Below are 26,509 nucleotides of genomic sequence, written 5' to 3' on the forward strand. Positions count from 1 at the left end.
TCACTCCTCCTTAATGGCGGCCAGGGCGTCGTGCGCGGTATCTGCGGGGGCAGGTTCGGCCAGCGGCACCCGCAGGACAGCCTCGCCGCGGAACGTAAAGCGGCGATCAACCTGCGCGGTGGCCGTCGCGAGGTCCTTCACGAGCCGCACGCGTCCGTCGGGCACCAGCGCCGCATCGGCGAACAACTCGGCGACGAAGCCGAGGCGGCGCCGGCGCTTCTGGAACCACGGCGCCGCCCGCCAAGCCATCGTGCGCAGCACCGCCACTGGATCGGCGCCTTGGTGGACCTCAATCGCCAGCGGCCCCGCCGGCGGATCCGCCCGGCGCCCCAGGCACAGGGCGAACCGCGGCCGACGCAGCGCCTGCGCCAGCGCGTCGATCAGCGCCGAATCGTCGCTGCCCACCGCCACCACGAACCGCGCGTCCTGGAGGTAGTCGCGGTAGGTGATTTTGCGCGTGCCCGCCTTCCACTCGACGGTCTGGTAGTCCGTGGTCAAGACGCCGGGCTGATCGACGCGCACCGCAAACTGCAGCCGGTTCAGGGCCAACAGGCGCGAATCCGTGCGGGCATAGCCCATGGCCGCGCCGAGCATCCCCACCACCGCACTTTTGGTCGGGTGGTCAAAGGTGGTGCGGCGGGCGAACGCCGCCTCATCCCCGTAGGACTGCAGCGGCGCCCTCAGCTCAAGCGTTAGCGTCTTCATCTGGCGTCTCCCGCTTGAGCACGTCCGCAACCCGCGCCAACAGTGCATCGACGTTGGCCACCCGATCGCCGACCGTCGTGTCCGTCGTGGCGAGAACCAGCGTGGCCAGCGGCGCGGCGACGAAGGCTTCGGCCGCGGTGTAGGCCTTTTCCAGGGCATCGACGGACTTGGCCACGTAGCCGGTGCGCGTGGTGATCGGCGTCTCGAAGGCGGACACCAGGTTGACCGGGGTGTCTTCGCGCAGCGTGACCATCACGTAGCTCGGCAGTGTTTTGTTCGCGAAGGTGTTCTGCTTGCCGGTCGGCATCGACAGCAGGAAGGCCTTCAGAAAGTCGAGAGCGCCCTCGGTCGCGTCCGTGGTTCCGAGGTTTTCGGCCAGCTCGCGGAAGTTGAGGTTGGCGTAGCGGTACAGGGTGGCCGAGTTGAACTCGACGGTGCCGAGCATCGCGGCGCCGGCGTTGTCCTCCGGCTGCTCGTCGTCCATGGCGGTGAAGTAGTCGAACTCAGGCACGATTTCGTGAGTCGACAGCGCGTGCGCCACCTGGGCCGAAGCTTCCACGTTGAGCTCGGGGTTGTCGGCCACCATGCGGCCGAACAGCGCGAGATCTAGGGACTGGTCGCCCTTCAAAACGGCCTTGAGCTCCTTTTTGTCCAGCGTGTCGTGGCTCAGGGCGTAATCGGCCAGCTTGGCAATCTGACCGCGGCTGATCAAAAGAAGCGCGCCGGTCTGTCGGTTTTTGTCCAGCTTCACGCCGGCCGCGGTGAACACCGAATCCGCAAGCGCCTGGGCGTCTTCTTGGCTCATCTCACCGGTCCGGGCCTGGATAGCCGCGGTCAAAAGCGCCGCGGCGTCCTTGGTGCGGCTGCCCTGCATCTCCTGCGGCAGGTCGGCAAAATCTTCGCGCATCGCGTGCTTCCACGCCTGAGACGACACCCGCGCCCGGGTCACGCCGCCGTACTGCGCCGTCTTCGGTGCGCCGGTGTCATCGCGGTTGATGTTGGAGGACGGCACCGTCTGCAGGACGTGCACATCAACGTACAAATTTGGTTGCGTCATGGTTAGTTCGCTCCTTTGATGGTTTCTGACGTGTGGTAGTAATCCTGACCCCAGCGCAGCCGCACGCGACTGGCCTGCTCGAAGCTGATCTGGAAGCTGGCGAGGTCGCCCGCCAGCTGGGCGTAATCGATGGCGGGCATCGCCTTGGTGGCCTTGAGAATCGTCACCAGGTGCGTGAGCCCGTCCTGAACGGCGGCGAAACTGGTCGCGCCGAGCACCGCCTGAACGCGCCGGTCCAGCGCCTCGGCGGACGGCAGCGTACCCTTGGCCTTGCGCAGCGCCGTGAACAGCGTGACGCCGCTTGGAGCCGCCTCAGTCTCCGCAGTTTGAGAACCGCGCGCGACCGGCACGTACCCGCCGGTCGTTCGACCCTGCTGCGCCAGCGCGTAAAGCCGCAGTGCGGTGAAAATCGCCACCTCGCTCCTCGTCGGCTCGCCCGTGCGGCTCAAAAGCGCTGCGGGCATTCTGCCCAGCATCAGCGGCCACACCGCCTGCGCCCGTGGGCTGGCCAGCGAGCTGGCCCCGCGCAGCGCGGACAGGATGGCGCCGCTGCTGGTGCCGCCCGCTGCCAGGACGTGCAGCATGCCTGTTGCGGCCTGTTGTGTCTGATTAACCATTAGCTCTCCCCCTTTTTCAACTCGAGGTCCTGCCGCACCGCCTTGGCCAACCGATTGCGGGCGACAAAAATGTTCAGCACGCCTTTCTCCGTCTCGATGCCGCGGATATCGCGCGGCGTCGCGTGCTGCACGAACTCGTCGGCGGTGGTCAGCACCAGCCGCTGCAACGTCTGGTACCACGCCGCGATGCGCTCGTCGCGGTCGTCGGTGTTGCGCAGCCCGGCCAGCCAGTCCTTGAACGGTCCGTTGAGCCGGGCGTAAAAATCGGCCGAATACTTGGGCTCAAAGCTGCTGGCATCGAGGTTGCGAATGATGGCCACAGTGCGGAGAAAATTCCCGTAATCCTTGACGATCTGCTGGGTCGCCTTCACCGTGTCCTCAATCCGTCTAGGCCAGAAGTTGCGGTTATCCGCATCGAACAACACCGCCACCTCCAGGGTCATGTCGTCGGTGATCTCGGCCACCGGCGCCTGTGAGGTCGCATTGCCATCGCTGATCAGGGCCACTGCGGCCAGCGTCAGGTGCCGGTCGCGCGCGACGAGCCGTCTTTCCTGCAGCCTGCCCAGCCACGTCACCACGCCGGGCTGGGGCATCCCGGTTGCGGAACCGGTGCCCACATAATCACCGAAGTGACGCCACATCGCATACGCCAGGTTCCGCTTGCTCCGCGCCGCCGGATAGTAGCTTTCCACCTGGGCCTTGTCGTCGCGGCGCCAAGTGGTCATGGGCTCGACGAACGCGTTGGTGCTGGCAAACATCGGCACACCCGCCGTGAAAATGGTCGGGTTGCCGGACGCGTCCCACTCGAGGTGCAGCAGCCGCGCCAGGGCGGTGTACACCTCGCTGACGTTATCCGGCAGCACCAGCCGAATGCGATCCTTCACGTAAGCCGCAACGCTTGGCCACTCCCACACCGGTCGCTCGACGTGGTAGGCGGTCTCATCGGTCAGCACCAAGTTGAGCAGCAGCGTCTCGACCAGGTCTTTACCCTGGGCGAACACCGGACCTAGGCGGTACAGCCAGCCGGCCGGTGTCGAGAACTTGTCCGGTGCCTCGATCTTGGTCTTATCGGTCACGCCGGTGAAGTTCTGGTAGGTGATCACCCACCGCACCAGCTCGGGCAGGCTCAGCACGTTCTTTCCGTCCCCGCTCTTGGGGGCAAAAAGCGCGGGGCTGTTCCCGCTTTCCGAGATCAGCCGGTTGATCTGCTTGAGCGCCACGGTCCCGGCGCCGGTCGCAATCCGCTTGTTCTTAGGCACCAGCGCGTCGTACTCGTCCGCTGTGACCTGGTAGAACGGCGTGTCGCCGAAGAAGTCGAACCGCTCGCGGTGGCGGTCAAGGTACTCGCCGACCGCTGCCGTGAACCCGCCCCGCTCGTGCAGCGCCTGCCAAGTGTCCAGCAGATCGTCCGACCACGCCTCGTCATCGTCATCGAACCCGGTGACCTGCCAGCTGTCGTCCAAGTCCAGCCAGTCATACGGCCGCCCGCCTGCGTCCACCCGCGAGTAAACGGTGTGCAGCACCGCCAAGAGCAGGCGCATCACCGCAAGGTCCTGCGCCGCCATGTCGCCGGCCAGGCGCGCGTAGTCCTGCGCGTGGGCGAACAGATCGCCCATGCTGACGGTTGCCACGGTACCCGTCTTTTTTTCGATGACCTGAATCCAAGGGTCGCTGATTAAGTTAAACGCTTGCGGTGCCATCGACTTCCTCCTTCTTCTCGTAGCTCAGCCCAAGCGCGGCGTCATAGCGCAGCCGCCACTTACCGAGTGTGGCCGTGTTCGCCTCGTCAAGCACCAGCGCCAGCGCGCCGCGAAGCCACTTGCTGTCCTGCCAGTCGGGAAACGCCTTGATGGTCGTCTGCTCCAGCGCGCTGATTGCCGCCCGAATATCCAGCGTGACGGCGTGCGGCAGCCGGATCACCTGCGCGGCGATGGTCGCCGGCGGGCAGTCCGCAAGTCGCCGCCCATCCAGTAGCTGGTCGCCGTCCTGGGTGCGCCGCACCAGAATCACCTCGAGGGTTTCTTGGATGTCGCGCACCGCAGCCTCCGCCCGCCGAACGTCGCGGTCGACGCTCTGCTGTGAATCCGCCAGCCAGCCGTGCAGCGTCCGGCGGGGCCGCGGATCCGCGATGCGAAAGGCCTGTGCCTTGCCCTCCGCTTGCGCCTTGGCGCCCTCGAACGCCTCGCGCGCCGCTTCCAGGCCGGAAATCGCCGGGTCCTGCGTCGAATCGTACACACCTTGAACCAGCGGGGAGATGTCGGCCGGCAGCCGAATCTGGTCCCCCAATGCCGCGTCGGTGCGCATCAGCAGGTAATCCCCGTAGATTGCCTGATTCGGGTCACCGTAGTCGCCCATCGCGTTGATGCCCATCACCACCACCCGCGGCACTCGCAGCGCCTTGGGTCGTGGAATGGTATGGCGGTGAAGGCGGCCGATGCGCTGCAGCAGCAGGTCCATCGGCGCGATGTCGGTGTACATGACGTCGAAATCGATGTCCAGCGACTGCTCTAGCACCTGGGTCCCGATCACAATCAGCCGTTCGGAGCGTGCGCCATTTTTGCCGATCAGCGCCTGCAGCTTGGTCTCAAGGCGCGTGCGATCCGGCGCCAGGAAGGCCGAGTGGAGCACCACGACTGGCACGTCGGCCGGCACCGCGGCCGCCAGCTCCTGTGCGCGGCGCACCGTGTTGACGATGACGCCCGCCACCCCGCCGTCGGCAATCGCCGCCGTGACGTGCTGAACCACGGTCGTCGCATCGGCTGAGCCGGCCAGGCGCTGCACCTGCACCGCAAGCGCCGCCTGATCGGACGTGCCCGGGAAGTCCGTGACCTGGCGGACGGTCCGACCGTCCAGCAGCGTCAGCAGCGGGTAGGCCGCGGTGTCCTGCCAATCCGCCGGCACCTGGCTCAAGTCCGCGGTGCGCGCAAGGCCCTTTCCGAAGCGGCCCTTGTAGTAGCTGGCCAAGAGTTCGTTGCGTCGCGCCTTGGGCAGCGTGGCCGAGAGAATCACCACCGGCACGTGGTACGTCCCCAGCCACTCAACCGCCTCGTACAGGTACTGGCTCATATATGCATCGTAGGCGTGCACCTCGTCGAGCACCACGACCTTCTTGGACAGGCCGAGGTGCTTGAGCGCCAGGTGCTTTTGCTTCAGGGCCATCACCAGCAGGTTATCAATCGTGCCGACCGTGTAGGCATCGAGGATACGTTTTTTGCCGGAAAACCACTCATTGACCCCGACCGCCCCCGAGCCTTCGACGTTGGCCGCGGCGGGCAGCGCGCGAAACTGCGGGTTGAAGGCGGCCTTGCCGTGCAGCAGCTCCAGCGACCGCACCGCCTCCGCGCTACCGGGTAGCTGCGCCAGCCAGGCCAGCACCCGGTCGAACATCGCGTTGGCCGTCGCCTGTGTGGGCAAGCCAAAAAACAGTCCGGTCTGCCCGCACTGGTACGCCAGCTGTTCCGCCGCCAGCAACGCGGTTTCGGTTTTGCCCACCCCCATCGGAGCCTCGAGAATCACCGGGCCAGGATCCGTGGTTGCGGCGATGGCGGCCGTCACCGCCTGCTGAACCGGACGCGGGGCAAAGCCCCAGCGCGCCCGGTACGGATCGGCGCTCATCACCACAGGATCCGGGCGGAACTCCTCGCCCAGGTACCAGTGTTCCATCGCGTTTTCAAAGCGCGCCTGCAGCTCGATGTCGTCTAGGCCCTGAGCGAGCGGAATCAGCGGGAAAAGCGGCGTCCCACCGTCCTCGCCCAGCCATTCACTAGAGGCCAGCCAGTCCGCCATAATCAAAAGGCCCTCAAGCAGCACCGCTTGGGGCTGGGCAACATCTGGCAAGTCGGCGACGCTGCCGTACCCGGCACGCGTCAGGCCGCAGTCGATCAGGTGGCGCTGAAGGGTTTGCCAGACTTCCTGAATCTCCTGGTCGTGCTCGGCCTGCCAGTAATTCTTGCGGTAGTCGTCAATCTGGTTGAAGGGCACCCGGTTCGCGGGCCGGCCGTGGTGCCCGCCGACGATGGCGCCGATGCTGTCGGGCACGCCCGCCGCCTCAAGCAGCGCCTCGCCGGCCAGCGCGTGCGGCGACTTATTCGCGGCAACCAAGGTCAGGTCATCCAAGCCGCTGAAACCGGCGCGCATCAAGCGCTCAATCAGTTCTCCGTCGAGCGACCGGTTCCCATCGTACGAGGGCTTGGTCTGAAACGCGGGTGTTGCCTTGCCGAGATCGTGGGTGAAGCCGAGAAACTTCGCCAGCTGTGGGGCCCCGGTCTCGCCAAGATTCGCCTCAAGGACCGCGCGCTGACCGTCGGAAAGCCAGTGTTGGTACAGCCAGTTGATGACGCGCTCGGTGTCTTCGAGGTGCGCAAGGAGCGGTAACCAATACTGTTGGCCATCCGAGGTACGCTTTTTGGCCCATAAGGCCTTTTCAGTGGATTGGTATGGCACACGTTGCAAGGTCATCGCAGATCCTCCTCACGGGTTCTATTCGCCTATCATAACGGCACATGAAATAGCGTGCAAGTATGTGGGCTTCTTAGATGAGTGTTCGCCCATCGATATATCATTATAATCAGAGCCTTAGATATAAAATTTGATGTTGTCTATATATAGAGCGAATCGGTAGTCTAACCGGTTTGAGGAGGAATATATATAATCAGTTCCGGAGGAAGTAGCGACTTCAATTGACTGAGAACTGCTACGGTGAAAGTTGTTCTAAATTATTATTTTCAGAACCTCGCGCTGCTAGAAATCGTTACAAAAAAAGCCGTCATACGGCGACTTCAATGTTTTTTGAAACGGATCAAAGCATAGCACACGCATATCTGAGACACACTGTCATGCCGAGTTATCTTGAGGTGTATTCTGAAAATTACAGCTGTAGATGTGGAGCTATCACTACGAGAATTACGAAGCTTAATCTATTATTGGCACATTCCCGTCTATGCGGAGAGCACCTCTGGTGTTTGCGATTCAACTGAATTTTTGTAGGATCACCCCCGCCTATGCTGGGAGCACCTGGCCGACGCCGTGGCCGGAACAAGTGTGTACGGATCACCCCCGCCTATCCGGGGAGCACCAGTAGCTATCGGATGCTATGCCCTATTATATGGGATCACCCCCGCCTATGCGGGGAGCACGGGGCGCGGCGCTAAGCCAAGCCGCCGGGGGCGGGATCACCCCCGCCTATGCGGGGAGCACGTCCCCGCCGCGATCACCTCAAAGGCTCGCCCGGGATCACCCCCGCCTATGCTGGGAGCACAGGGGTTTACAGGATCGGCCGTGCCGTGTATTGGGATCACCCCCGCCTATGCGGGGAGCACACTAACCAAATCCCATCAAACCGGCATTTCCATATTGAAAGTGTATCATTTTAAATCAACTCGTCAACCGACACCATTGTTCCTCTCCTCGTTGTCTCACATCATTCACACAAAATAAGCCGGCCCGCCTCCGCGAACCGACTCCCTCTCATTTCCGTTATCGCTGCTACTCCTCGACCCCAAGAATCAGCCGAATCTCCTCCGGCGTCAGGCTGGCCTTGTTCTCCGTGCCGCTGAGAATCTGGTCGACCAGGTCGCGCTTTTTCTCCTGGAGCTTCACGATCTGCTCCTCGATGGTGCCCTTGGTGATCAGGCGGTAGACGTCGACGCTGCGGGTCTGACCGATGCGGTGGGCGCGGGCGATGGCCTGGTCCTCGACCGCCGGGTTCCACCAGAGGTCGACCAGGATCACCATGTCGGCGCCGGTCAGGTTGAGGCCGGTCCCACCGGCCTTGAGCGAGACCAGAAAGAAGTTGCGGTCGCCGCGGTTGAACGCATCGACCATCGCGAGGCGCTTGGCCGCCGGAGTGTCGCCGGTCAGGATGAAGGCCGGCTGCCGCGCGTCCTCAAGCAGCGTCGTGACCTGCGCGAGCATGTGGGTGAACTGGGAGAAAATCAGCACGTGCCGCCCCGAGTCCGCGGCCTCCTTGATCAGCTCGGCGAGCTGCTCGAGCTTGCCGGACCCGCCGGTGTAGCCGGGCACGAACAGCGCCGGGGTGTCGCAGAGCTGGCGCAGGCGGGTCAGCCCGGCCAGAATCGCCAGCTTGTTGTGAACCAGCGCCTGGTTGCCCAGCCCCGCGACCTGCACCTGCATCTGCTGCAGCTGCGCGAGGTAGACCGCCTTTTGCGGCGCGGTCATCTCGTTGGTCAGGTTGGTCTCGCTCAACGGCGGCAGGTCCTTGAGCACGGCCTTCTTCTCGCGCCGCAGGATGAACGGCTTGACGCGCACCGCGACCTCGTCCGGGGTCAGCTGCTTGAACGCCTTGAGGCCCGGCAGCAGGCCCGGCAGGATCAGGGCAAAAAGCGCCCAGAGCTCCTCGGGCCGGTTTTCGATCGGCGTGCCGGACAGGCCAAAGGTCGCGCGCGGCCGCAGCTTGCGCAGCGCCTGGCTTGTTTTGGCGCTGGCATTCTTGACGAACTGCGCCTCGTCGAGCACCAGAAGCTGAAGCGACAGCCGCGCGTACTCGGCGATGTCCAGGCGCACGCTGTTGTAGCTGGCGATCAGCACGTCGGCCGCTTCGGCCTCAATCGTCTTGCGCCGCGCGGCCTTGTCGCCGTCGACCACGGCGACTTCGAGGTGCGGGGCGAACTTGGCGAACTCCGCCTGCCAGTTGTAGAGCAGCGAGGCTGGGGCGACCACCAGCGTCGGGCGGCCGGGTTCGGTGTGGGCGTTGATCAAGCTGATCATCTGCACCGTTTTGCCCAGGCCCATCTCATCGGCCAGGATGCCGCCGAAGCCGTGGTGGTAAAGCATCTCCAGCCACTTGACGCCGGTCTGCTGGTACGGGCGCAGGGTCGCCTGCACCGGGTGCTCCGGCGGTTCGGGCACGAAGGCCTCCGGGTGCGTGAGGTCCTGCACCAGCGTGGCGAAGTGGGCGTCAAAGGCCGCCTTGTCGCCGAGCGCCGCCTGGACGGCCAGCGCCTGGGCGGCGGGCACGGCGAGCTCGCCGTTTTGCCACTTGGCGGCCTGGCGCACCTTGGCCAGCGCCGCAACGGTCGCCTTCAGCGAGTCGTCGACCATCACCACCCCGCCGTCGGGCCGCGTCAGGTATGGACGAGCGACGTCCAGCTGGGCCAGCATCGCGTCGACCTCCTCGGGCCGCACCCCTTTCATGGAGAAGTTAATTGCCAACAACCCGTCGCGCGAGGCGACGCTGACCGCCGGCGCCAGCGCGGCCCCGTCCTGCATCAGGGCGTCGACCGCCGGCGTCGTGGTCACCGTGCCATTTTGCCTCAAGTTCGGCAGCTCGGTGACGAAGAAGCGGTAGGTCGCCTCGCCGTCCTTGAACCGCTTGCGCCACTGGCCCTTGGTGTAGGTGAAGCCAAGCGCGCGCAGGTAGTCGTGCGCCTGGCGCTCGACCTCGGCGTACTGCGGGTCGGCGGCGTCCCCGTCGAGCGTCAGGTCCAGCAGCACGGTGCCCTTGGCGTAGTCGAGGTCAAAGCGCGGCACGGCCGGCGCGGCGGTGAGCGCGGCCGGCGCCGACACCTTGGCGATCGGCGCCAGCAGCTTCAGGAAGTCGCGCAGCCCGGCGCTTTCGCCGCGGGCGAAAGCCAGCGTGCAGTGGTCGCCGTTGGGGTCGAGGTTGACCACCTGAGACACCACCTGGTTGACCGTCTGCATCTGCGCTGGCGTCATGGTGAAAAGCGTCCGCCCGCGCGCCAGCATCCGGTCCGCCGGCAGCATCGCGGCGTAATCCAGCGTCAGGCTCAGCTCGTAGCCGTTTTTGCTCGGGGCGACGACGGCGCGCAGCACCCCGGCCGTTGCGTCCAGCGGCGTGACGAGGGCGCCGTCGTACTCCTGCTCCGCGCCGAGGTTGGGCTGGTAGTGGTACGGTGCAAGCTGCGCAAACAGGGGCTGCAGCCGGGCGAAGGCGCCGGGTGCAAGCATCGCGTAGCGCGCGGCGTTGCTGCCGTAGTCCAGCATCTCGGCCGTCACCGGCGTCGCGGCCGCCAGCTCGCCGAGCAGCGCCTGCTCGGGCGCGGAAAAGGCGGCGGGCGACAGCTCAAAGGCGTTGGTGTTGACGTAGTACGTGCCGCCCTGGCGGTACAGGTTCAGGAACTCCTGCAGGTTTTGGACCAAGTTGAAGCGCCCGACCGCCACGTCCTCGATCCGCAGCCGCACGAAAATGCGCGGCTCGCGGGTCCAGTCGCGGGTGCGCCGGTTCATCAGCTCCACCGTGACCTCAAGCGCCAGCCGGTTGGCGGCTTCCTTCACCGGTTCAAGCCCCGTGAAGTACTGGTGCGGTGCAAGCCCCAGCGCGTTGAGGAAGGCACCGCCGCTGGACCGCGTCGAAGCCGTGGCACTCGTCGGGGCCGGTGTCGCAATCAGGTCGGCGGCCCCGCCGGCCACCGCGTCTTCGATGGTGCGGTCGTGCTGCTTCAGGAACTGCACGACCGCCGCGATGTGTTCGCAGTAGCCCAGCTTGGCGAAGTCGGCGCAGTCGCAGTCGTCGAAGAAGTCGTCCACGCCAAGCGTCACCTCGTGAATGGCGCCGTCGTCGACCGTCGCCAGCACGGCGGCCTCGTCGCGGGTGTCCTCGCCCTCAATTCCGTTCAGCGCCACGTGGCCCTCGGCGGCCAGCTTCCGGCCGCGGGCCCACACCCCGCTTGGCATTACGCGATTACTCATGCTTCCACTCCCAACTTGAATCTTCCAACAGTTTAGCACAAAACGGGCCGCCAGCGGGGCCCGGCACGGCAGCGCACCGAGTCCAGGGCCGACCGCGCGCGACTTGGGAACGCCGGCCGCGCCCGCAACTCACTGCCACCGCTCGCCGAGACGCAAAAAGCGTGCCGCGGCACGCTTCAGTCGTCATTCCAATTTCGTTAGGCCGCTCAGCGCGCCGCCAACACGTGCAGCCGGTTGACCTGGTGGATCTCAATCAGCACGCTGCCAAAGGCGAACACCGCGAGAAACGCGAAGCCGACCCAGTCCGGCAGCACCTGGCCCAGCAGCCACCAGCTCAGCGGCCCCGCAATCAGCCACGCGATTAGCCAGGGCAGTGCAAGCGCCGGCCGGGTGCGGGCCAGCCAGCCGTTGGCGACCACCGCGACGGCGGCCAGCCCCACGGCGGCCAGGCGCACCGCGTTCCAGGTCAAAGCCGGCAGCGGCACCAGAATCAGCGCCGCGATGGCGGCGAGGTACAGCACACAGCCGGCTACCAGCCCGATCACCGCGCTGCGGCGCAGGCGGTTGAAGCCCAGACCGCGCATCAGCGCCGCCACCACTAGGAACACCACCGGCATCACCAGCAGCTGAACGGCCTGGCGCGGGTCGAACACACCGTCCAGGCCGCGGTCCAGCAACGTGGCGGCGAGCAGCAGGATGCCTAGCGCGTTGCCGAACGGCCACAGCCGCACCAGCCACTGCGCGCCGGGTGCCGGCGGCAGCTCGCGCAGAATCGCGTCCGCCGCGGGCTGCGGATCCGCGCCGAAGTGCGCCTTGGCACTGATGCCCGCCGCCTGCGCCTCGATCATGTCCGCCAAAAGATCGGCCAGCGTCTCCTCGACGGCCGCCTGGTCCTTGGTCCAGCGGCCGCGCAGGTAGTTGACCAGCGTCTCCGCGTACATCCGGTTCAGCCCGCGCAGCTCCTGCACGCGCCGGTTATTCGCCTCGAACTCACCCATGTTGACTCCCCTTTTCCCTGCTTGCGATCAGCTTGCCCATCGCGGTCTGCAGCTGGCGCCACTGGGGCAAAAACTCATCGAGTTGCGCCGCCCCCTGTGGCGTCAGCCGGTAGTACTTGCGGTCCGGTCCGGTCGCGGAGGCGTGGCGCACCGCGTGCACCAGTCCGTTGCGCTGCAGCTTCAGCAGCAGCGGGTACACCGTGCCCTCGGGGATCGCGCCGAACCCGGCGTCGGCCAGCTGCTCGAGCAGCGCGTAGCCGTACGTCTCGCCCTGACCAATAATCATCAGGATGGCGTTTTCGAGCGTCCCCTTCAGCATCTGACTTGAAATCTTGACCACGCGCACCCCTCCTTACCTTGCAAGGCAAAGTATAGGCGCCCGGGCGTACTTTGTAAAGCAAAGTATTGGTCCAAACGCACAAAAAGACGCACCAAACCCGGCCCAGGGTGTCCCCGAACCGGATTCGGCGCGATTGAATTAGCTTCAGTTGGCTCTGCGCGTGGTGCTCTGCACTGCCTGTTGCTGCAGGACCTCCCGGAACCGCCCGGGGCAATGCTGGTATCTGTGCAGCCGGTGCGTGCGCCGGGCGTCTGAGTTGGGCCGCTGCTACCTCTAGTGAGTAGGCCCTCCCGGTGGTGCGACGCGCGGATGGTGATCCGTAACCCTGTTCATCTTCCCGCTGTGGTGCTGGGCGGGTTCCACTACCCTATGCATAAGATGGCCTGGTTGGGGCCTGGTCTGAGTTGGCTACTGGTGGCGCTTGCCGCCGGATCGTTCGCCTGAGCCGCAGGGGGACCCGGCAACGCGTTTGCCGCCCCACGACTCCGATGCTCATCTGAATCCATCGTACCCGCGGTAATTTTTGCCGTCAACTTTTATGCTCGCGGCGGCGGACAGATTTCGTTACAGATCGACGCATCGCGCGTACACTGAGGAAAAAGAGGTGATTAGATGAAACAGCCACTGATTACGCTGCAGGGCCTGCTGCTCGACGCCACAAGTGTTGCGCTGATCGGCCCCGATCTCGAGCCCGAGCGCGCCGACCACCTGATTCTTCGGGTTGATTCGGTGATGCTTGACGACCAGGCCCCACACCCCATTCCACCCGAGACAATCTACGTTCCCTTCGACCCCCGCCTGGCCGCTCACGACCTGCTCTGGCACGTCGGCGACCGGCTGGCCGTGACCGGGCGCGCGGCGATTCGCCACCGCTATAATCGGGCCGCGCTGCGGCAGGCCCAAGGTCTGCGGCAACGCGAGGTGGAGCGAATCGCGGCGGTGACACGTGCCGCGGCCGTGAAGAACGGTCCCGAAGTCCCGGGCCTGGCGCGATTGGTGGCGACTTACCAGCGCGAGCATCAGCCCTTGGCACGTCTTCAGACCGCGCTTGCGGCACTTCCATGGTCGCGCCACGATCAGTTGTCCAAACTGGTGCGCGCACAAAACACCATCCACCGGCGGACGAATCAGGCGATGGCGGCGCTGCTCCAACGGGTCGGGGTGTTGGCGGGCGTCACCCGGATTCGGACGATTGGCGTCACCTTTTTCCCGGAAACCGCTCCCTCCGTCAGGATGCCACCCGACTTGCTGGCGCGGCCGAAAGCGCGTGCCGCGCTGGTCAAGTTGCTGATCACCGAGGCCGCTGCCTTGCGGGCCGCTGGACACCTGCCCGATGAACGGGATCATCGCCCCGCAGGTCTTCGGCCCGCCCAGTCGCTGCAACCTTGAGCCGAGAGCTGTTTGCGCGTTGCCCCGAGGCCGCCGCGCTGACGCCGCGCCTCATCACACCTGCCCAACTCACGGCAACGGTTACGCAAACCATCACCCTGACGCTGAATCGCCCGAGGCGGGTCCTGGTGATTGCAGACGACGGCACCATCCACCGGCTGGCGACCGTGATGGCCACGGCGGACGAGCTGCTCGCAACGGACGCGGACAACACGGATGGCGGCAGTGGTCCAAGCGTTCACCCGGGAGCCCCGGTGGCCGTCGCTTTCGATGCCGCGTTCGCCGGCCTGACCGTCCATTACCAAGACACCATCACCGTTCGTGGCGAAGTGTGCGCGGTCATGGTCTGCCCCGAAGCGATGCAGGCCGCAGTGTTGCGGAATCGGCGACGCGTGCTTGCGCGCGTGGCCGAACTGCTGCACGCGTGGCACCGCGCCACCCGCCGAACCGACTGGCCACGCTTCGCGCGCCTGCTCGCCACACTGCGTCACGGCACCGTCACCCAGGCAGGTTTCGCGGCGCGGCTGGCGCGGCTCATCCCTGCAGCGCAAGCCCCGGGATTCGCCCCCGTCGAGGACGCGCTGACGACCGCCTGGCAGGACCTCCAGGCCGCCGAGCGTCGCTTCGCCGTCCCCCTCAAGCTGATGCAAAATGTTACGCTGCAAAGTCTCGACGCGTCGGTGCACATGGTCGCAAGCCCCGCGATCGACCGCGGTCGGCTGGGTTCGGCGCGCTACCGCGACGAACTCTTCGCCCACTGGCAGGCGACCGCCGCGCGGCTGGCCGAAGTCCGCCGCTGACAATCCCGTTCCCCCCGCCGACCTCGCACCGGCCCCGCCGCGCTGGCCGACGCCGCAGTTGCCACATCTCCGGCCACAGCAAAGCCCCCGCGCAATCATTGCACGGCGGCTAAGTGTCACTATTTGGCCACGGCCTTGATCGCCGCGTCGAGCATCGGGTCGTCGCCCTGGTACTTGGCGCCGAGCTTGGCCAAAACGGCCGCGATGGTCTTGGTGTCCGCGGTGCCGGTCGCGTCCAGCTTGTTGGCGGTCTGGAAGGCCTTGACCGCCGCCTGGGTGGTCGGGCCGTAGAAACCGTTGTCGCTCTTGGGGTCAAACCCAAGCACCTTGAGCATCTCCTGCAGCGACTTGACGTCTTGCTTCTGGTCGCCGGCCTTGAGACTCGAGCTTGAGATCATGCCGATCTTGGCGTAATCCGGGTAGTCCACCTTGATGGTCGGCTTCAGGCCCTTGTGGTGAATCCAGCTGCCGTTGGGCGTCAGCCACTTGGCGATGGTCAGCTTGAGCTCGGAGGTGGCGCTCATCTGCGCCACGTTTTGGACCGTGCCCTTGCCGAAGCTCTTCACCCCGACCAGCGGGCCGCGCCCGTTCTGGTTCAAGGCGGCGCTCAGGATCTCCGAGGCGGAGGCCGAGTTGCCGTCGATCACGACGGCGAGCGGCTCGGTCACCTTGAAGCCCTTGTCGTAGTCCTTGCCGGCCAGGTAGACCTCGGTCTTGCCGGTGCGCGGGCGTACCTTGACGATGGTCTGGCCGTCCTTGAGGCACATGGACGCGATCTGAAGCGCCGTGTCCAGCATGCCGCCGGGGTTGCCGCGCAGGTCGAGGACGAACCGCTTGGCGCCCTCCTTGCGCAGCGCCTTCACCGCCTTTTTGAACTGCGAGGCGGTCGGCTCGGAGAAGGTCGCCATGGTGATTACGCCGACCTGCTTGTTGGCCTTGGCCAGCTCGTAGGTCACCGTGTCGGTGGTGATCTTGGCGCGCGTCATCGTGAAGGTCATCTCGTGGCCGTCGCGGCGCACGGTCACCTTGACCTTCGTGCCGATCTTGCCGCGAATCTTGGCGACGGCGGCGTTGACGTCGAGTTTTTCCACCGACTTGCCGTTGACCTCGAGCAGCTGGTCGCCGACCTGAAGCCCCGCCTTCTTGGCCGGGGTGTCGGCGAGGATGCTCTCGATGGTCAGCTTGTTGTCGCCCTGCTGCACCGTGGCGCCGATGCCGCCGAAGCTGGCGGAAATGGTGCTGTCGAGGCTGGTCTTGTCGCTGTTTTGCAGGTAGACGGAGTACGGGTCGTCGAGGCTTGACAGCATCCCGTTGACCGCACCGTCGGCCAGCTTGGTCGCGCTGACGTCCTTGTAGTAGTTGCCCTGGATGGTGGCGTAGGTCGCCAGCACCTTGTTGAAGCCGGCGGGCAGCGCCGCCTGGGTCGGCTTGGCCGAATCGACCGTGCCGCGCGTCGCGTAACCGACGGCCGCGCCGCCGACCAGGGTGACGCTCATGCCGACCGCCATCAGCCACACCGGAACTTTAATTTTGGCCATGCTTGCCTCCTACGTGTTCGTGGGCCTGATACATGGCGTACGTGTCGTCGAAGACGCTCATCGACGGCAGGTAGTTCCCGTTCAGCTCCAAGTAATTCGACAGCGCCTCGAAGTCGTCCTCCTGCTTGGGGAAGGCCTGATCCAAAAAGGCGTTTTGGGCAAAATTCGCGATCTCCCCGTGGTCGTTGGGGTTGCGCAGGGTCATCAGGAATTGGTAGAAAGATTGTCGCATGAGGCCTCCTAGTCTTGCCAGTGCGCCTGGGTGAACGCCGCGCGCTGGGCGTGCTCCATCGCGTAGCGGCGCGGGTTGCGGGCGTAAAACTGCTGGTGCTCCGGCTCCGCGTCGTAAAACGGCCCGGCGTCCTCGATAGTGGTGACGATCGGGTCCTTGAAGCGGCCGCTGGCGGCAAGCGCCGCCTTGGAGGCCTCGGCCGCCTGGCGCTGCGCGGCGTCTTTGACGTAGATCACCGGCCGGTAGTTGTCGCCGCGGTCCTGGAACTGCCCCATCGCGTCGGTGGGGTCGGTCTGCTGCCAGTAGATGTCAAGCAGCTGGTCGTAGCTGATCTGTGCGGGGTCGAAGGTGATTTTCACCGCCTCCGTGTGCCCGGTCGCGTGCGACTTAACCTGGTCGTAGGTGGGGTTTGCGACGTGGCCGCCGGTGTAGCCGGACGACACGTTCAGGATGCCGGCCTGCTCCTCGAAGGGCTGCACCATGCACCAGAAGCACCCGCCAGCAAAAATAGCAGTTTCAGACATATTGAGGATCCTTTCTGTGAGAGGGTGGAACGAGGCGAACTTAGCGGGACGGGTAGCTTAGCGCAACCACTTGAAGCGCACTTGGCTTCAAGTGGTTGTGCGTAGCTAGCCGCTCCCGCGTTGCCTCGTGGAACCCGTTTAGAGGGTGGAAAAGCGCGGGTTTCGCGGGACGACTTGCCTAGCCGTGCCGCTTGGGCGGTCTTGGCCCGAGTGGCACGGCGTAGCAAGGCGCGCCCGCGTTGCGCTTTGGAACCCGTTTACCGGGTGAAAAAGCGCGAGTTTTGCACGTAAGTCCGCCCAGTTGACTCCGCTCCGGAAATCGATGTGCTCCGCGGGCGGAGGGGCGAACCGGCGATCGCTGGAGGCGGAGGGGCGAGGCGAGCCAGCGTGAAATTGCTGTAAGTCGGCGAACTTTGCCGACTTACAGCAAGGGCGGTTCCTGAGACCGGAACGGGCTCAGGAGAGCCCCACGCGTTCCGCCGCCTCGCCCCGCAGCAGCAAGCCGTCGCCAGTTCACCCCGGGGGCCCTACTTCGTCGGCAGGTACACGCTCAGGTCGATCTCGTCGTTGGGCAGGTCGATCTTGGTCGCGCGGATCTGCATCCCGTTTTCCATCCGGAATTTGTTCAATTCTATCACAATGGTCGCCTTCTTGCTATTCAGGCTGACCCAGTCCGGCAGCTTGAACGCGCGCCCGGCGTAGCCCATCACGGCGCTGATCGGCACCGGCAGGCTCCCGACGTTGAGGCTTCGGGCCTTGAGCTCGACGTCGCCGTTGGTCCGCACCAGCGGGTCGAACAGCAGCGAGAACTTGATGCTCTGGTTGAAGAACTTGAATGTGCCGGACAGCACCGCCTGGTCGGCAACGGTCAGGCTGTACTTCACCGGGCTGTTTTTTTGAAAATCGTTCAGGTAATAGGTCACAATCTTGTTGACCTGGCGCTTGGTCAGGCTGACCGTCAGCGCCGGGTCCGTCGCCTTGAGCGGCTCCGTCTTGCTGGTCGGCGTCTCGTAAGGCGTCGCGACGCGCACGGCAAACCAGATGCCGGAGCCGATGATCAGACCGATCAGGGTCAGCGCGACCAGCTGCCACCAGTTGAACTTGCCGCGGGGCTTGTCGGCCTTGGGCTGGCGCGGTGCCTTGACCTTGGCCGCCTTCAGCTGGGCCTGCTTGCGTTCACTGCGAGTTTGTCTTTCCATTATTTCGCCCACCGTTTCTTGGTTGCCTGCATCTTCGCCCACAGCTGCGACGTCATCTTCGCGTACCCCGCGTTGTTGGGGTGGAAGTGGTCCTGGGTGAAGATCAGCGGGTTGGCGCTGTCGCTCAGGGCCGCCTTCACGCTGCTCTTGGCCGCCTTGGACGCCGTGGTGCCGCCCTTGGTCAGGACCGAGTCGATGTCCACGTAGTACGTGCCGTCAAGCTTGGCCAGCGTCTGCTGCGTCGCCTTGTTCCAGGTGGTGACCGCGTCGGTCATCGCCGTCAGCTTGGGAAAGTAGACGTAAAACGGGTTGTAAATGCCAAACACGTAAATCGGCGCCGACTTGTTCAGGCCGCGCATGGTGGTGATCAGCTTGGTCAGGTGCTTTTGGAACGCCACGCTGCCCTTGGCGACGTTTTTGGCGTTCATGTCCAGCAGGTGCGCCTGCAGCACGTGCATCAGGTCGTTGCCGCCGACCGTGACGGTCAACACGTCCGCGTCGGCGATGCCCTGCTGGAGCTTTTTTTGCGTGTCGATGCGCTTTTGAATCTGCGTCGAGGTGTCGCCGCTGACGCCGAAGTTCTGCGTGGTGACGGCGTAGTTCCCCGTCGCCTGCAGGTCGCTTTTGATCAGCGCGACATACCCGCCGGCGTTGGTGTCGTCGCCGACGCCGTGGGTCAGCGAGTCGCCGACCGCCGTCAGTTCAAGCTTTTGCACCGCGGCTGTCTGACCCGACAGCTTGACCTGGTGCGGACGCGGGCCGAACAGTGCCCAGCCGCCGATGGTCAAAGCTGCCACGGCGACCACGAACGCGAGGTTTTTCCCGAGGTTTTGCCACTTCACGGCGCTCACCCCTTTCATTCAATAGTAAAAGGCAGGGTCACCCCTGCCCCATTGCCTCTATTCTAATCCACGAAACCGGTTTTGCCCACCCGGCTAGTCCACGTAGTACATAATCGCAAAGGCGCCGTCGCCGGTGTGCGTCGCAATCACCGGGTCGGTCGGCCGCAACAGAAGCGGCACGTTCGGCAGCGCCGCGGTGATCTTGGCCGCGATGTCCTGCGCCAGCTCCAGCCCGCCGGCGTAGGAGATGCCGACCTCCTTGACGTTCGGAATCAGCGCAAGCTTGGCCACGAAGTCGTCGACGAAGCGGTGGATGGTCTTCATCCCGCGGCCCTTCTGGCGTGCGACCAGCTCGCCGCCGGTCACCTCGAGGATCACCTTGATGTTGAGCAGCGTCGACAGCATCCCCGACACGCGGCTGAGCCGGCCGCCCTTGACCAGGTTGTCGAGGTTGGACACGCCCATCATCAGCTTCGTGTGATCGCGAACCTCCGCCATGCGGGCGACAATCTCGTCGATCGACTTGCCGGCCTCAATCATCTTGGCCGCGGCGATCACCTGGAACGCCATGGCGCGGTCGGTGAAGTCGCAGTCCACGACGGTCACCTTGCCGTGGCAGAGCTCGGCAGCCTGGCGCGCGGAGTTCACGGTGCCGGAGATCGCCTCGAGCATGTGCACCGCCAGCACCTCGGAGCCATCCGCCGTCAGCTCATCGAAGACGTCCAAAAAGGTGCCGATGGCCGGCTGCGAGGTCTTGGGCAGGGCCTGCGCCGCCGCCATCTTGTCCATGAACTCGGCGCGAGTGATCGTCTCCCCGTCGATGTAGACGGTCGAGTCAATCATGATCGTCAAGGGGATGACGGTGATGTCGTACTGCTTGACTTCTTCGGGCGTCAGTTGAATCGAGGAATCGGTAACCAGTTTGATTTTGGACATGTCTCTGCCACGCTTTCTTAATAGGGTACTTGACCACATCAGTATAACAAAATCATCCGGCCTTGTCAGTAACAGCACACATAGTTTTAGAAACTATATGACATTGTATTTCAGTGTCCGTCATGGTATCATTAACCCGTAAAGGAAGGGAGTCTGTCAGATGCAACTCAACGCCAAGCCCCGCTCGCGCTACTACACATTCAATAATGAGATGATGAGCGCCGTCACCCACGCCTTCGCGCTGGGCCTGTCGGTGGTCGGCACCGTCGCCCTGGCGTTCCACGCCACGACGCCGCTGCGCCTCGTCACGTTCCTAGGCTTCGGCCTGGCGCTGATGGTGCTGTACACCGCCTCGACGATGTTTCACGGCCTGTACTTCACCAAGGCGCGCAAGGTGCTGCAGGTGATCGACCACTCCGGCGTCTTCATCCTGATTGCCGGCTCGTACCTGCCCTACTGCCTGGTGGCGATCGGCGGCGGCCTGGGCATCGGCCTGTTGATCGCCATCTGGGCCCTGTGCCTGGGCGGCATCCTGTACAAGGTCTTCTGGCTGGGCAAGCTGAAGTGGGCCGAAACCGGCATCTACGTCGTGCTCGGCTGGCTGTGCCTGATCGGCATGGCGCCACTGTGGCGACACCTCGGCCCAATTGGCTTCTGGCTGCTGGTGGCCGGCGGCGTCGCCTACACGTTCGGCGCGGTGCTCTACTCGCAAAAGCAGATTCCCTACATCCACGTCATCTGGCACCTGTTCGTGATTCTCGGCAGCGCCCTGATGTACACCTCGATTTACCTGTTCGTCTGATTCGCCTGACCGATCAAAAAGGGCCGTCCTCGTCAGCCACGAGGACGGCCCTTTCGCTTGGTTTAGCGCGCCTGCCGCACCCAGGTCTCGAAGGTGTGGGTCAAGGCGGGATCAGCGTCAGTCACCGTCCGGGCGGCGACGCGGGTGAAGGCGTCCCAGTCCAGCGGCGGCATCACGACGTCGCCGTCGAAGTCCCCGGCCAGCCGCGTCACCCACAGCGTGTCGACCAGCTTTGCGAAGGCGGCGAACACCTGCGCCCCGCCGGTCACCACCAGGTCCTGCTCCGGGTACGCGGCCGCAAGCGCCAGCACCGCGTCAACGTCCGGGCAGACCACGGCGCCAGGCGCCCGGTAGCCGGCCTGGCGGGTCATCACCACGTTGGTGCGGCCGGGCAGCGGCCGCTTGGGCAACGCCTCCCAGGTGCTGCGCCCCATCACGGTCAGCTGGCCCAGCGTCTGGGCCTTGAAGAAGGCCAGGTCGTCCGGCAGGTGCCACGGCAGCCGCCCGTCTTTGCCGATCACGCCATTGGCCGCCTGGGCCCAAAGGAATGCAATCATGTCGGTCCCCCCTTTTTCAGACCGCCACCGGCGCCTTGATCGCCGGGTGCGGGTCGTAGCCGTCAAGGTGAATGTCGGCCAGCTCAAAGTCCTCAAGCGCGGTGCGGTCGCCGGTCAACGTCAGCGTCGGCGCCGGCCGCGGCGCACGCGCCAGCTGAGTGCGCACCTGCTCAACGTGATTGGAATAGATGTGCGCGTCGCCGAAGGTGTGGATGAACTCGCCGGGAACCAGGCCCGTGACCGAAGCCACCATCGCCAGCAGCAGCGCGTAGCTGGCGATGTTGAACGGCACGCCGAGAAACAGGTCACCGGAGCGCTGGTAGAGCTGCAGCGACAGCTTGCCGTCGTTGACGTAGAACTGGTACATCGTGTGGCACGGCGGCAGCGCCATGTGCGGCACGTCCTCCGGGTTCCAGGCCGAGACGATCAGCCGCCTCGAGTCCGGCGTGGTGCGAATCGCCTGCACCACCTGCGCCAGCTGGTCCAGCGTTTCGCCGGTGCTGGTGCGCCAGGCGCGCCACTGGCGGCCGTACACCGGGCCGAGCTCGCCGTACTTGGCGGCGAAGGCCTTGTCCGTCAGAATCCGCGCGGTGAAGGCCGCCATCTGTTCGGTGTACGCGGCGGCAAAATCGGCATCCACCAGGCGCCGGCGGCCGAAGTCGGTCATGTCCGGGCCGTGGTAGTCCGCGCTTTGCACGAAGCGGGCGAACGCCCACTCGTCCCAGATGTGGTTGCGGTGGGCCAGCAGGTAGGCGATGTTGGTGTCGCCGTGCAAAAACCACAGCAGCTCGCTTTTGATCAGGCCAAAGGGCACGCGCTTGGTGGTCACCAGCGGAAAGCCCGCGCTGAGGTCGAACCGCAGCTGGGCGCCAAAGACGCTGTAGGTCCCGGTGCCGGTGCGGTCTTCCTTGTAGTGGCCGTGGGTCAGAACATGGTCAAGCAGGGTCAGGTACGGCGTTTCGAGCATGGCGATCAATCCTCCACATAGTCGTCAAGTTCCGCGAAGCGGTCAAACATCTGGTCGAGCTTGGTGTTCAGGTCGTCAATCTGCTGCTGCAGCTCGCCCAGCTTCAGGTAGTCATCCCCGGACACCTGGGCCATCTCGGCCTTCAAAGCCGAGATCTGGTCGTCGGTCGCGTCCATCTTAGCCTGCAGCTCGCGGTGCTCGATCTGCTCGGCGTACGTCAGCTTGGTCTTGACCTTCGGCGCCGCGGGCTCAACCGGCGCGGCGGCCGCCTTCTTGGCGCTCGGTGCGGCGGCCGGCTTGCCCGCCGACTTCAGGTAGTCGGTGAACAGCCCGACGTGGCGGTCGATCTGGCCCTGCCCCTGGAAAATCAGCAGGTGGTCGGCCACCTTGTCCAGGAAGTAGCGGTCGTGCGACACCGTGATCACGGTGCCCGGGAACTGGTCGAGATAGTCCTCAAGCACCGTCAGCGTCGCGACGTCCAAGTCGTTGGTCGGCTCGTCCAAGAGCAGCACGTTGGGCTGCTGCATCAGGATTTTGAGCAGGTACAGGCGCCGCTTCTCCCCGCCGGACAGGCGCGAAATCAGGTTGCCGTGCATGCTGCGCGGGAACAGGAACTGCTCGAGCAGTTGGGCGACGGCGATGCGCTCGCCGCTGTCGGTCACCAGCTCCTCACCGGCCTCCTGCAGGTACTCGAGCACGCGCTTGCTGCCATCGAGCTCCACGCTCAGCTGCGTGTAGTAGCCCAGGCGCACGGTTTCGCCCAGCTCGCAGACGCCCGAGTCCAGCTTCAGCTTGCCGGCAATCACGTTCAGCAGGCTGGACTTGCCGGCGCCGTTGAGCCCGGTGATGCCGATACGCTGGCCCGGCTGCACCAGCCAGTCGAAGTGCGAGAGGATCCGGTGGTCGCCCAAGGTCAGGCTGGCGTCGTGCATCTCAATCACCTTTTTGCCCAGCCGGGTGCTTGCAACCTTCATCGCCACGGTGCCCGCACTTGCTGGGCGGCCCTGCATGTCGTCTTTGAGGTCGTTGAAGCGGTTGATGCGCGCCTGCTGCTTGGTCGAGCGCGCCTGGGCGCCGGCGTGCATCCACGCCAGCTCCTGGCGGTAAAGCTGCTGTTGCTTGTGCGCCGCGGCGGTGTCCTTGACGGTCTGCTCCGCTTTTTGCTGGACGTAGGCCTCGTAGTTGCCGGCGTACTTGAACAGGCTGCCGGCGTCGAGCTCCCAGATGCTGTTGGCGACGCGGTCCAGGAAGTAGCGGTCGTGGGTCACGACCAAAAGCGCGCCCTTGTAGCGGCTGAGGTAGGCCTCCAGCCAGTCGATGGAGTCAAAATCTAGGTGGTTGGTCGGCTCGTCGAGGATCAACAGGTCCGGCGACTCGATCAACACCTGCGCCAGGCCCACGCGCTTTTGCTGGCCGCCCGACAGGCTGCCGATCACCTGGTCGAGGTCGGTGATGTGCAGCTGCGTCAGGATGGTCTTGATGTCGGTGTCGGCGTTCCAGGCGTCCAGTTGCGTCATGCGCGCGTCGGCCTTGGTGTACGCCGCCTGGGCCGCCTCATCCATGGGATCGGCGGTGTAGGCGGCCAGCGCCCGGTTGTATTGGCGCAGCGCGTCGAAAATCGGCGAGCTGCCGCCGTACACCGCGTCCATGATTTTTTTCTCGGGGTCCAGCGCCGGCACCTGGGCCAGGTAGCTGATGTGGTAGTTCTTCGGGGTCACCACCGCCCCGGCGTCGAACGGGTCGACCCCGGCCAGGCCGTTGAGCAGCGTGGTCTTGCCGGTGCCGTTGACCCCGATCAGGCCGATGCGGTCGCCTTCGTTGATCAGAAAATCCAGATTCCGGAACAGTTGCTTGTCGCCGTAAGCCTTGCTGATGGCGTCTGCAGTCAGAGTTTGCATAGTATCCCCACTTTATCTTGTTCCCTCCATCATAACATGGATTCCCCCGCCCGCGCGAAAAACGGGAGGCGGCCGCGGCCACTTCCCGTTCTAATGTCTTCAAAATGTGCGCGCACTCGCGCCGCGTCGGCGAGGCGGGCCCGCAACCGGGCAGCCACCCGCGATTGACGCCCCAGGCCGGCGGGCGTGGCCCAAGCCCGCCCGGCACCTGAAGCCGCCGTCAGCTCAGAAACAGCCGCCGCGGCTTCTTCTTGTAGGTGAAGCCCTCGCCCAGCGCCTCGTGCACGTCGATGATGGTGACGAAGGCTTTGCGGTCCAGCCCCTCGATGATGCGCTTGACCGCGGCAATCTCGGTCGGTGCGACCACCGCGTAGACCACCCGCTTGGGGTCGCGCGCAAAGCCGCCCTCCGCGTGCAGGTAGGTCGCACCGCGCTCCAGCTGGTCCATGATGGCGCTGGCGATCGGCTCGGCGTGATCGGAGATGATCAAGACCCCCTTGGCCGCGTACGCGCCCTCCAGCGTGAAGTCGACGATGCGCGAGAACACGTAGCTGGCCAACAGCGTGTACATCATCAGCTCGAGGTTCAGGTACGTCAGAGACACCCCGAGCACCAGCACATCGAAGGCCAAAAGCGAGCGGCCCATCGGAATGCCGGTCTGCTTTTCAAGAATCCGGGCGATCACGTCCGAGCCGCCGGTGGTGCCGCCGACGCGGTAGATCAAACCCGAGCCGATGCCGCCGAACAGGCCGGCCAAGACGCCGGCGATGAACAGGTCGTGGTGAATGTCTAGGCTGACCGGCAGGCGCTGCCAAAGCCACAGCCACGCCGACAGCATCGCCGTGCCGTACACCGTGTAGGCCAACGCCCGCTTGCCCAGGTACTTGTAGCCGATGATGATCAGCGGGATGTTCAAGATGATGGTCGAGTACGCCGGATCCAGGTGCCACCAGTAGCGAATCAGCAGCGTGATGCCGGTGATGCCGCCCTCCGCCAGGTGATTTTCGATGTTGACCGTCACCAGGCCGAACGCGTACAGCGCGCACCCCAGCGCAATCAGCAGCAGATCCAGTCCCATTCGCCTTGCCTTTTTACTCATATCGCACCTCCGCTGTCCCTATCTTACCAGATTTTGCGACTGTGGTAGAATATTGTCAGACTAATGAAAAAGGTGATCGCATGCAGATCGATTTGACCCACCCCGTTTTCCAAGGCGCCATCCCCATCATGAAGCAGATCGAGGCCGCGGGCTTCGAGGCCTACTTCGTCGGCGGCGCGGTGCGCGACGCGCTGCTCGGGCTGCCCCCGCACGACGTGGACATCGCAAGCTCCGCCTACCCCGCGGAGATCAAGCAGATCTTCAAGAAAACGGTGGACACCGGCATCCAACACGGCACGGTGATGGTCTTGGCCCACGGCGCCGGCTACGAGGTCACGACCTTTCGCACCGAATCCGGCTACCAGGACTTCCGGCGGCCCGACCACGTCACCTTCGTCCGCTCGCTCAAAGAGGACCTGCGCCGCCGCGACTTCACCGTCAACGCGCTGGCCGTGCGCCACGACGGCACGGTGATCGACCTGTTCGACGGCCTGACCGACCTGGCGGAGCGGCGGCTGCGCGCGGTTGGCGACCCGCACGCGCGCTTTCACGAGGACGCGCTGCGCATGATGCGCGCCGTGCGCTTCCAAAGCCAGCTCGGGTTTGCCATTGAACCGGCGACGCTTGACGCCATCACCGACAACGCGGCGCTGCTCGCCCACATCTCCGTGGAGCGCGTGGCCAGCGAGTTCACCCGCCTGATGCAGGGCCGCGACCGCAACGCGGGCCTGGCCAACTTCATCGCCACCGGCCTGTACGCCCACGCCCCGCGGCTGGCGGACCACCTGGCAGGCCTGCAGGCGCTGGCTCAGCTTTCGGACACGCAGATTGAAGACCCCGCCGTCGCCTGGACGCTGCTCGCCCACCTGACCCACGAACCGGTGCGCCCGCTGATGAAGGCCTGGAAGCAAGCCAACGCCATGAGCGACCTCGTCGCCGCGGCCACCACGCTGCTTGCGGCACTGCCCGAGGCCGACGCCTGGCAGCTCTACACCGCCGGCCAGGACGCCGTTGACGTGGCGGTGGCCGCCGCCGCGCTGTGCGCGCCGGCCATCGACGGCGCGGCCGTCGAGGCGGCCTACGCCGCCCTGCCGCTGCACCACAAGGACGAGCTGACCGTCACCGGCGCCGACCTGATCGCCGCCGGCTTCACCCCGGGCCCGGTGCTCGGCCGCACGCTGCACCGGCTCGAAACGGCCGTGGTCGCGGGCACCCTGCCCAACGACCGGCCCGCGCTGCTGGCAGCGGCGCAGGCGTAGCCGCGCCAGGTGCGACCACGAGTTCACGGGGCGACACACCACGCCGACGGTTGCCGATTAAAGAACGAAACACCATAAGTGAC

General features: G+C 65.1%; 22 protein-coding genes and 1 CRISPR repeat array. Of the genes, 4 read left to right on the forward strand and 18 right to left on the reverse strand.

Annotated features, from left to right (window positions below; genetic code table 11):
• The 8 genes from cas5e to LE416_RS04400 all read right to left on the reverse strand — a co-directional run bounded on the left by cas5e (position 1) and on the right by LE416_RS04400 (position 12,363).
• Positions 1 to 705, reverse strand: a complete 705-nt coding sequence (gene cas5e, locus LE416_RS04365) for a type I-E CRISPR-associated protein Cas5/CasD (RefSeq protein WP_225047265.1) — start codon at positions 703 to 705, stop codon at positions 1 to 3.
• Positions 686 to 1,762 (reverse strand): type I-E CRISPR-associated protein Cas7/Cse4/CasC, encoded by a 1,077-nt coding sequence (cas7e, locus tag LE416_RS04370; protein WP_225047266.1) that lies wholly within the window; start codon positions 1,760 to 1,762, stop codon positions 686 to 688. The genes cas5e and cas7e overlap by 20 nt, the downstream gene beginning before the upstream one ends.
• 2 nt (positions 1,763 to 1,764) lie before the next feature.
• Entirely contained in the window at positions 1,765 to 2,379 is a 615-nt protein-coding gene (gene casB / locus LE416_RS04375) for a type I-E CRISPR-associated protein Cse2/CasB (RefSeq protein ID WP_225047267.1), read from the reverse strand.
• The gene (locus LE416_RS04380; protein WP_225047268.1) at positions 2,379 to 4,079 is read right to left on the reverse strand and encodes a type I-E CRISPR-associated protein Cse1/CasA; all 1,701 of its coding nucleotides are present in this window, start codon (positions 4,077 to 4,079) and stop codon (positions 2,379 to 2,381) included. Before LE416_RS04380 ends, casB begins: the two co-directional genes overlap by 1 nt.
• Positions 4,060 to 6,837 (reverse strand): CRISPR-associated helicase Cas3', encoded by a 2,778-nt coding sequence (gene cas3 / locus LE416_RS04385; RefSeq protein WP_225047269.1) that lies wholly within the window; start codon positions 6,835 to 6,837, stop codon positions 4,060 to 4,062. The genes LE416_RS04380 and cas3 overlap by 20 nt, the downstream gene beginning before the upstream one ends.
• A gap of 526 nt (positions 6,838 to 7,363) precedes the next feature.
• A CRISPR array of direct repeats spans positions 7,364 to 7,698; the repeat unit is 30 nt; unit sequence GGGATCACCCCCGCCTATGCGGGGAGCACG.
• A gap of 165 nt (positions 7,699 to 7,863) precedes the next feature.
• The gene (locus LE416_RS04390; RefSeq protein WP_225047270.1) at positions 7,864 to 11,046 is read right to left on the reverse strand and encodes a DEAD/DEAH box helicase; all 3,183 of its coding nucleotides are present in this window, start codon (positions 11,044 to 11,046) and stop codon (positions 7,864 to 7,866) included.
• 206 nt (positions 11,047 to 11,252) lie between these two features.
• On the reverse strand, positions 11,253 to 12,044 hold the full coding sequence (locus tag LE416_RS04395; RefSeq protein WP_225047271.1) for a DUF1129 domain-containing protein: 792 nt from the start codon (positions 12,042 to 12,044) through the stop codon (positions 11,253 to 11,255).
• Positions 12,037 to 12,363, reverse strand: a complete 327-nt coding sequence (locus tag LE416_RS04400; RefSeq protein ID WP_225047838.1) for a PadR family transcriptional regulator — start codon at positions 12,361 to 12,363, stop codon at positions 12,037 to 12,039. Before LE416_RS04400 ends, LE416_RS04395 begins: the two co-directional genes overlap by 8 nt.
• 633 nt (positions 12,364 to 12,996) lie before the next feature.
• On the opposite strand from LE416_RS04400, the gene LE416_RS04405 reads away from it, so the two are divergent.
• Positions 12,997 to 13,773 carry a hypothetical protein gene (locus LE416_RS04405; protein ID WP_225047272.1) on the forward strand — a complete coding sequence of 259 codons (777 nt, stop codon included), beginning with the start codon at positions 12,997 to 12,999 and terminating at the stop codon, positions 13,771 to 13,773.
• Positions 13,770 to 14,573: a hypothetical protein gene (locus LE416_RS04410; protein ID WP_225047273.1), complete on the forward strand. Its 804-nt coding sequence runs from the start codon at positions 13,770 to 13,772 to the stop codon at positions 14,571 to 14,573. Before LE416_RS04405 ends, LE416_RS04410 begins: the two co-directional genes overlap by 4 nt.
• Positions 14,574 to 14,692: 119 nt before the next feature.
• Here the strand turns inward: LE416_RS04410 and LE416_RS04415 are convergent, their stop codons facing one another.
• From LE416_RS04415 to LE416_RS04440, 6 genes are all read right to left on the reverse strand, one after another.
• Positions 14,693 to 16,111, reverse strand: a complete 1,419-nt coding sequence (locus LE416_RS04415) for a S41 family peptidase (RefSeq protein WP_225047274.1) — start codon at positions 16,109 to 16,111, stop codon at positions 14,693 to 14,695.
• Positions 16,098 to 16,343: a YozE family protein gene (locus tag LE416_RS04420; RefSeq protein ID WP_225047275.1), complete on the reverse strand. Its 246-nt coding sequence runs from the start codon at positions 16,341 to 16,343 to the stop codon at positions 16,098 to 16,100. The genes LE416_RS04415 and LE416_RS04420 overlap by 14 nt, the downstream gene beginning before the upstream one ends.
• An 8-nt stretch (positions 16,344 to 16,351) precedes the next feature.
• Complete coding sequence (gene msrA, locus LE416_RS04425) at positions 16,352 to 16,867, reverse strand: peptide-methionine (S)-S-oxide reductase MsrA (protein ID WP_225047276.1); 516 nt, start codon at positions 16,865 to 16,867, stop codon at positions 16,352 to 16,354.
• Positions 16,868 to 17,394: 527 nt separating this feature from the next.
• The gene (locus tag LE416_RS04430) at positions 17,395 to 18,066 is read right to left on the reverse strand and encodes a YpmS family protein (protein ID WP_225047277.1); all 672 of its coding nucleotides are present in this window, start codon (positions 18,064 to 18,066) and stop codon (positions 17,395 to 17,397) included.
• The gene (locus LE416_RS04435) at positions 18,066 to 18,908 is read right to left on the reverse strand and encodes an SGNH/GDSL hydrolase family protein (RefSeq protein WP_420844370.1); all 843 of its coding nucleotides are present in this window, start codon (positions 18,906 to 18,908) and stop codon (positions 18,066 to 18,068) included. The genes LE416_RS04430 and LE416_RS04435 overlap by 1 nt, the downstream gene beginning before the upstream one ends.
• A 93-nt stretch (positions 18,909 to 19,001) precedes the next feature.
• Positions 19,002 to 19,844: a DegV family protein gene (locus LE416_RS04440; RefSeq protein ID WP_225047278.1), complete on the reverse strand. Its 843-nt coding sequence runs from the start codon at positions 19,842 to 19,844 to the stop codon at positions 19,002 to 19,004.
• A gap of 160 nt (positions 19,845 to 20,004) precedes the next feature.
• On the opposite strand from LE416_RS04440, the gene trhA reads away from it, so the two are divergent.
• On the forward strand, positions 20,005 to 20,646 hold the full coding sequence (gene trhA, locus LE416_RS04445; RefSeq protein ID WP_225047279.1) for a PAQR family membrane homeostasis protein TrhA: 642 nt from the start codon (positions 20,005 to 20,007) through the stop codon (positions 20,644 to 20,646).
• Between the two features lie 62 nt (positions 20,647 to 20,708).
• Here trhA and LE416_RS04450 read toward each other — a convergent pair whose 3' ends face one another.
• From LE416_RS04450 to LE416_RS04465, 4 genes are all read right to left on the reverse strand, one after another.
• On the reverse strand, positions 20,709 to 21,203 hold the full coding sequence (locus LE416_RS04450) for a dihydrofolate reductase (protein ID WP_225047280.1): 495 nt from the start codon (positions 21,201 to 21,203) through the stop codon (positions 20,709 to 20,711).
• A gap of 16 nt (positions 21,204 to 21,219) precedes the next feature.
• The gene (locus tag LE416_RS04455; protein ID WP_225047281.1) at positions 21,220 to 22,170 is read right to left on the reverse strand and encodes a thymidylate synthase; all 951 of its coding nucleotides are present in this window, start codon (positions 22,168 to 22,170) and stop codon (positions 21,220 to 21,222) included.
• A gap of 5 nt (positions 22,171 to 22,175) precedes the next feature.
• The gene (locus LE416_RS04460) at positions 22,176 to 24,068 is read right to left on the reverse strand and encodes an ABC-F family ATP-binding cassette domain-containing protein (protein ID WP_225047282.1); all 1,893 of its coding nucleotides are present in this window, start codon (positions 24,066 to 24,068) and stop codon (positions 22,176 to 22,178) included.
• 220 nt (positions 24,069 to 24,288) lie between these two features.
• Positions 24,289 to 25,167, reverse strand: a complete 879-nt coding sequence (locus tag LE416_RS04465; RefSeq protein WP_225047283.1) for a YitT family protein — start codon at positions 25,165 to 25,167, stop codon at positions 24,289 to 24,291.
• An 80-nt stretch (positions 25,168 to 25,247) separates the two neighbouring features.
• Here LE416_RS04465 and LE416_RS04470 point away from each other — a divergent pair, with 80 nt between their 5' ends.
• Complete coding sequence (locus tag LE416_RS04470; RefSeq protein ID WP_225047284.1) at positions 25,248 to 26,426, forward strand: CCA tRNA nucleotidyltransferase; 1,179 nt, start codon at positions 25,248 to 25,250, stop codon at positions 26,424 to 26,426.
• The last annotated feature ends 83 nt before the right edge of the window (positions 26,427 to 26,509 follow it).

The sequence above is a fragment of the Lacticaseibacillus kribbianus genome (assembly GCF_020180945.1).
In the GTDB taxonomy this organism is placed as follows: domain Bacteria; phylum Bacillota; class Bacilli; order Lactobacillales; family Lactobacillaceae; genus Lacticaseibacillus; species Lacticaseibacillus kribbianus.

Bases quoted from the DNA above. Each gene is read 5' to 3' on its own strand.
- LE416_RS04470 (WP_225047284.1), top strand. From the start codon at position 25,248: ATGCAGATCGATTTGACCCACCCCGTTTTCCAAGGCGCCATCCCCATC.
- cas5e (WP_225047265.1), bottom strand. From the start codon at position 705: ATGAAGACGCTAACGCTTGAGCTGAGGGCGCCGCTGCAGTCCTACGGG.
- LE416_RS04415 (WP_225047274.1), bottom strand. From the start codon at position 16,111: ATGGCCAAAATTAAAGTTCCGGTGTGGCTGATGGCGGTCGGCATGAGC.
- LE416_RS04405 (WP_225047272.1), top strand. From the start codon at position 12,997: ATGAAACAGCCACTGATTACGCTGCAGGGCCTGCTGCTCGACGCCACA.
- msrA (WP_225047276.1), bottom strand. From the start codon at position 16,867: ATGTCTGAAACTGCTATTTTTGCTGGCGGGTGCTTCTGGTGCATGGTG.
- LE416_RS04395 (WP_225047271.1), bottom strand. From the start codon at position 12,044: ATGGGTGAGTTCGAGGCGAATAACCGGCGCGTGCAGGAGCTGCGCGGG.
- LE416_RS04465 (WP_225047283.1), bottom strand. From the start codon at position 25,167: ATGAGTAAAAAGGCAAGGCGAATGGGACTGGATCTGCTGCTGATTGCG.
- LE416_RS04430 (WP_225047277.1), bottom strand. From the start codon at position 18,066: ATGGAAAGACAAACTCGCAGTGAACGCAAGCAGGCCCAGCTGAAGGCG.
- LE416_RS04390 (WP_225047270.1), bottom strand. From the start codon at position 11,046: ATGAGTAATCGCGTAATGCCAAGCGGGGTGTGGGCCCGCGGCCGGAAG.
- LE416_RS04380 (WP_225047268.1), bottom strand. From the start codon at position 4,079: ATGGCACCGCAAGCGTTTAACTTAATCAGCGACCCTTGGATTCAGGTC.
- cas3 (WP_225047269.1), bottom strand. From the start codon at position 6,837: ATGACCTTGCAACGTGTGCCATACCAATCCACTGAAAAGGCCTTATGG.
- LE416_RS04455 (WP_225047281.1), bottom strand. From the start codon at position 22,170: ATGCTCGAAACGCCGTACCTGACCCTGCTTGACCATGTTCTGACCCAC.
- trhA (WP_225047279.1), top strand. From the start codon at position 20,005: ATGCAACTCAACGCCAAGCCCCGCTCGCGCTACTACACATTCAATAAT.
- LE416_RS04420 (WP_225047275.1), bottom strand. From the start codon at position 16,343: ATGCGACAATCTTTCTACCAATTCCTGATGACCCTGCGCAACCCCAAC.
- LE416_RS04440 (WP_225047278.1), bottom strand. From the start codon at position 19,844: ATGTCCAAAATCAAACTGGTTACCGATTCCTCGATTCAACTGACGCCC.
- LE416_RS04460 (WP_225047282.1), bottom strand. From the start codon at position 24,068: ATGCAAACTCTGACTGCAGACGCCATCAGCAAGGCTTACGGCGACAAG.
- LE416_RS04400 (WP_225047838.1), bottom strand. From the start codon at position 12,363: ATGCTGAAGGGGACGCTCGAAAACGCCATCCTGATGATTATTGGTCAG.
- casB (WP_225047267.1), bottom strand. From the start codon at position 2,379: ATGGTTAATCAGACACAACAGGCCGCAACAGGCATGCTGCACGTCCTG.
- LE416_RS04450 (WP_225047280.1), bottom strand. From the start codon at position 21,203: ATGATTGCATTCCTTTGGGCCCAGGCGGCCAATGGCGTGATCGGCAAA.
- cas7e (WP_225047266.1), bottom strand. From the start codon at position 1,762: ATGACGCAACCAAATTTGTACGTTGATGTGCACGTCCTGCAGACGGTG.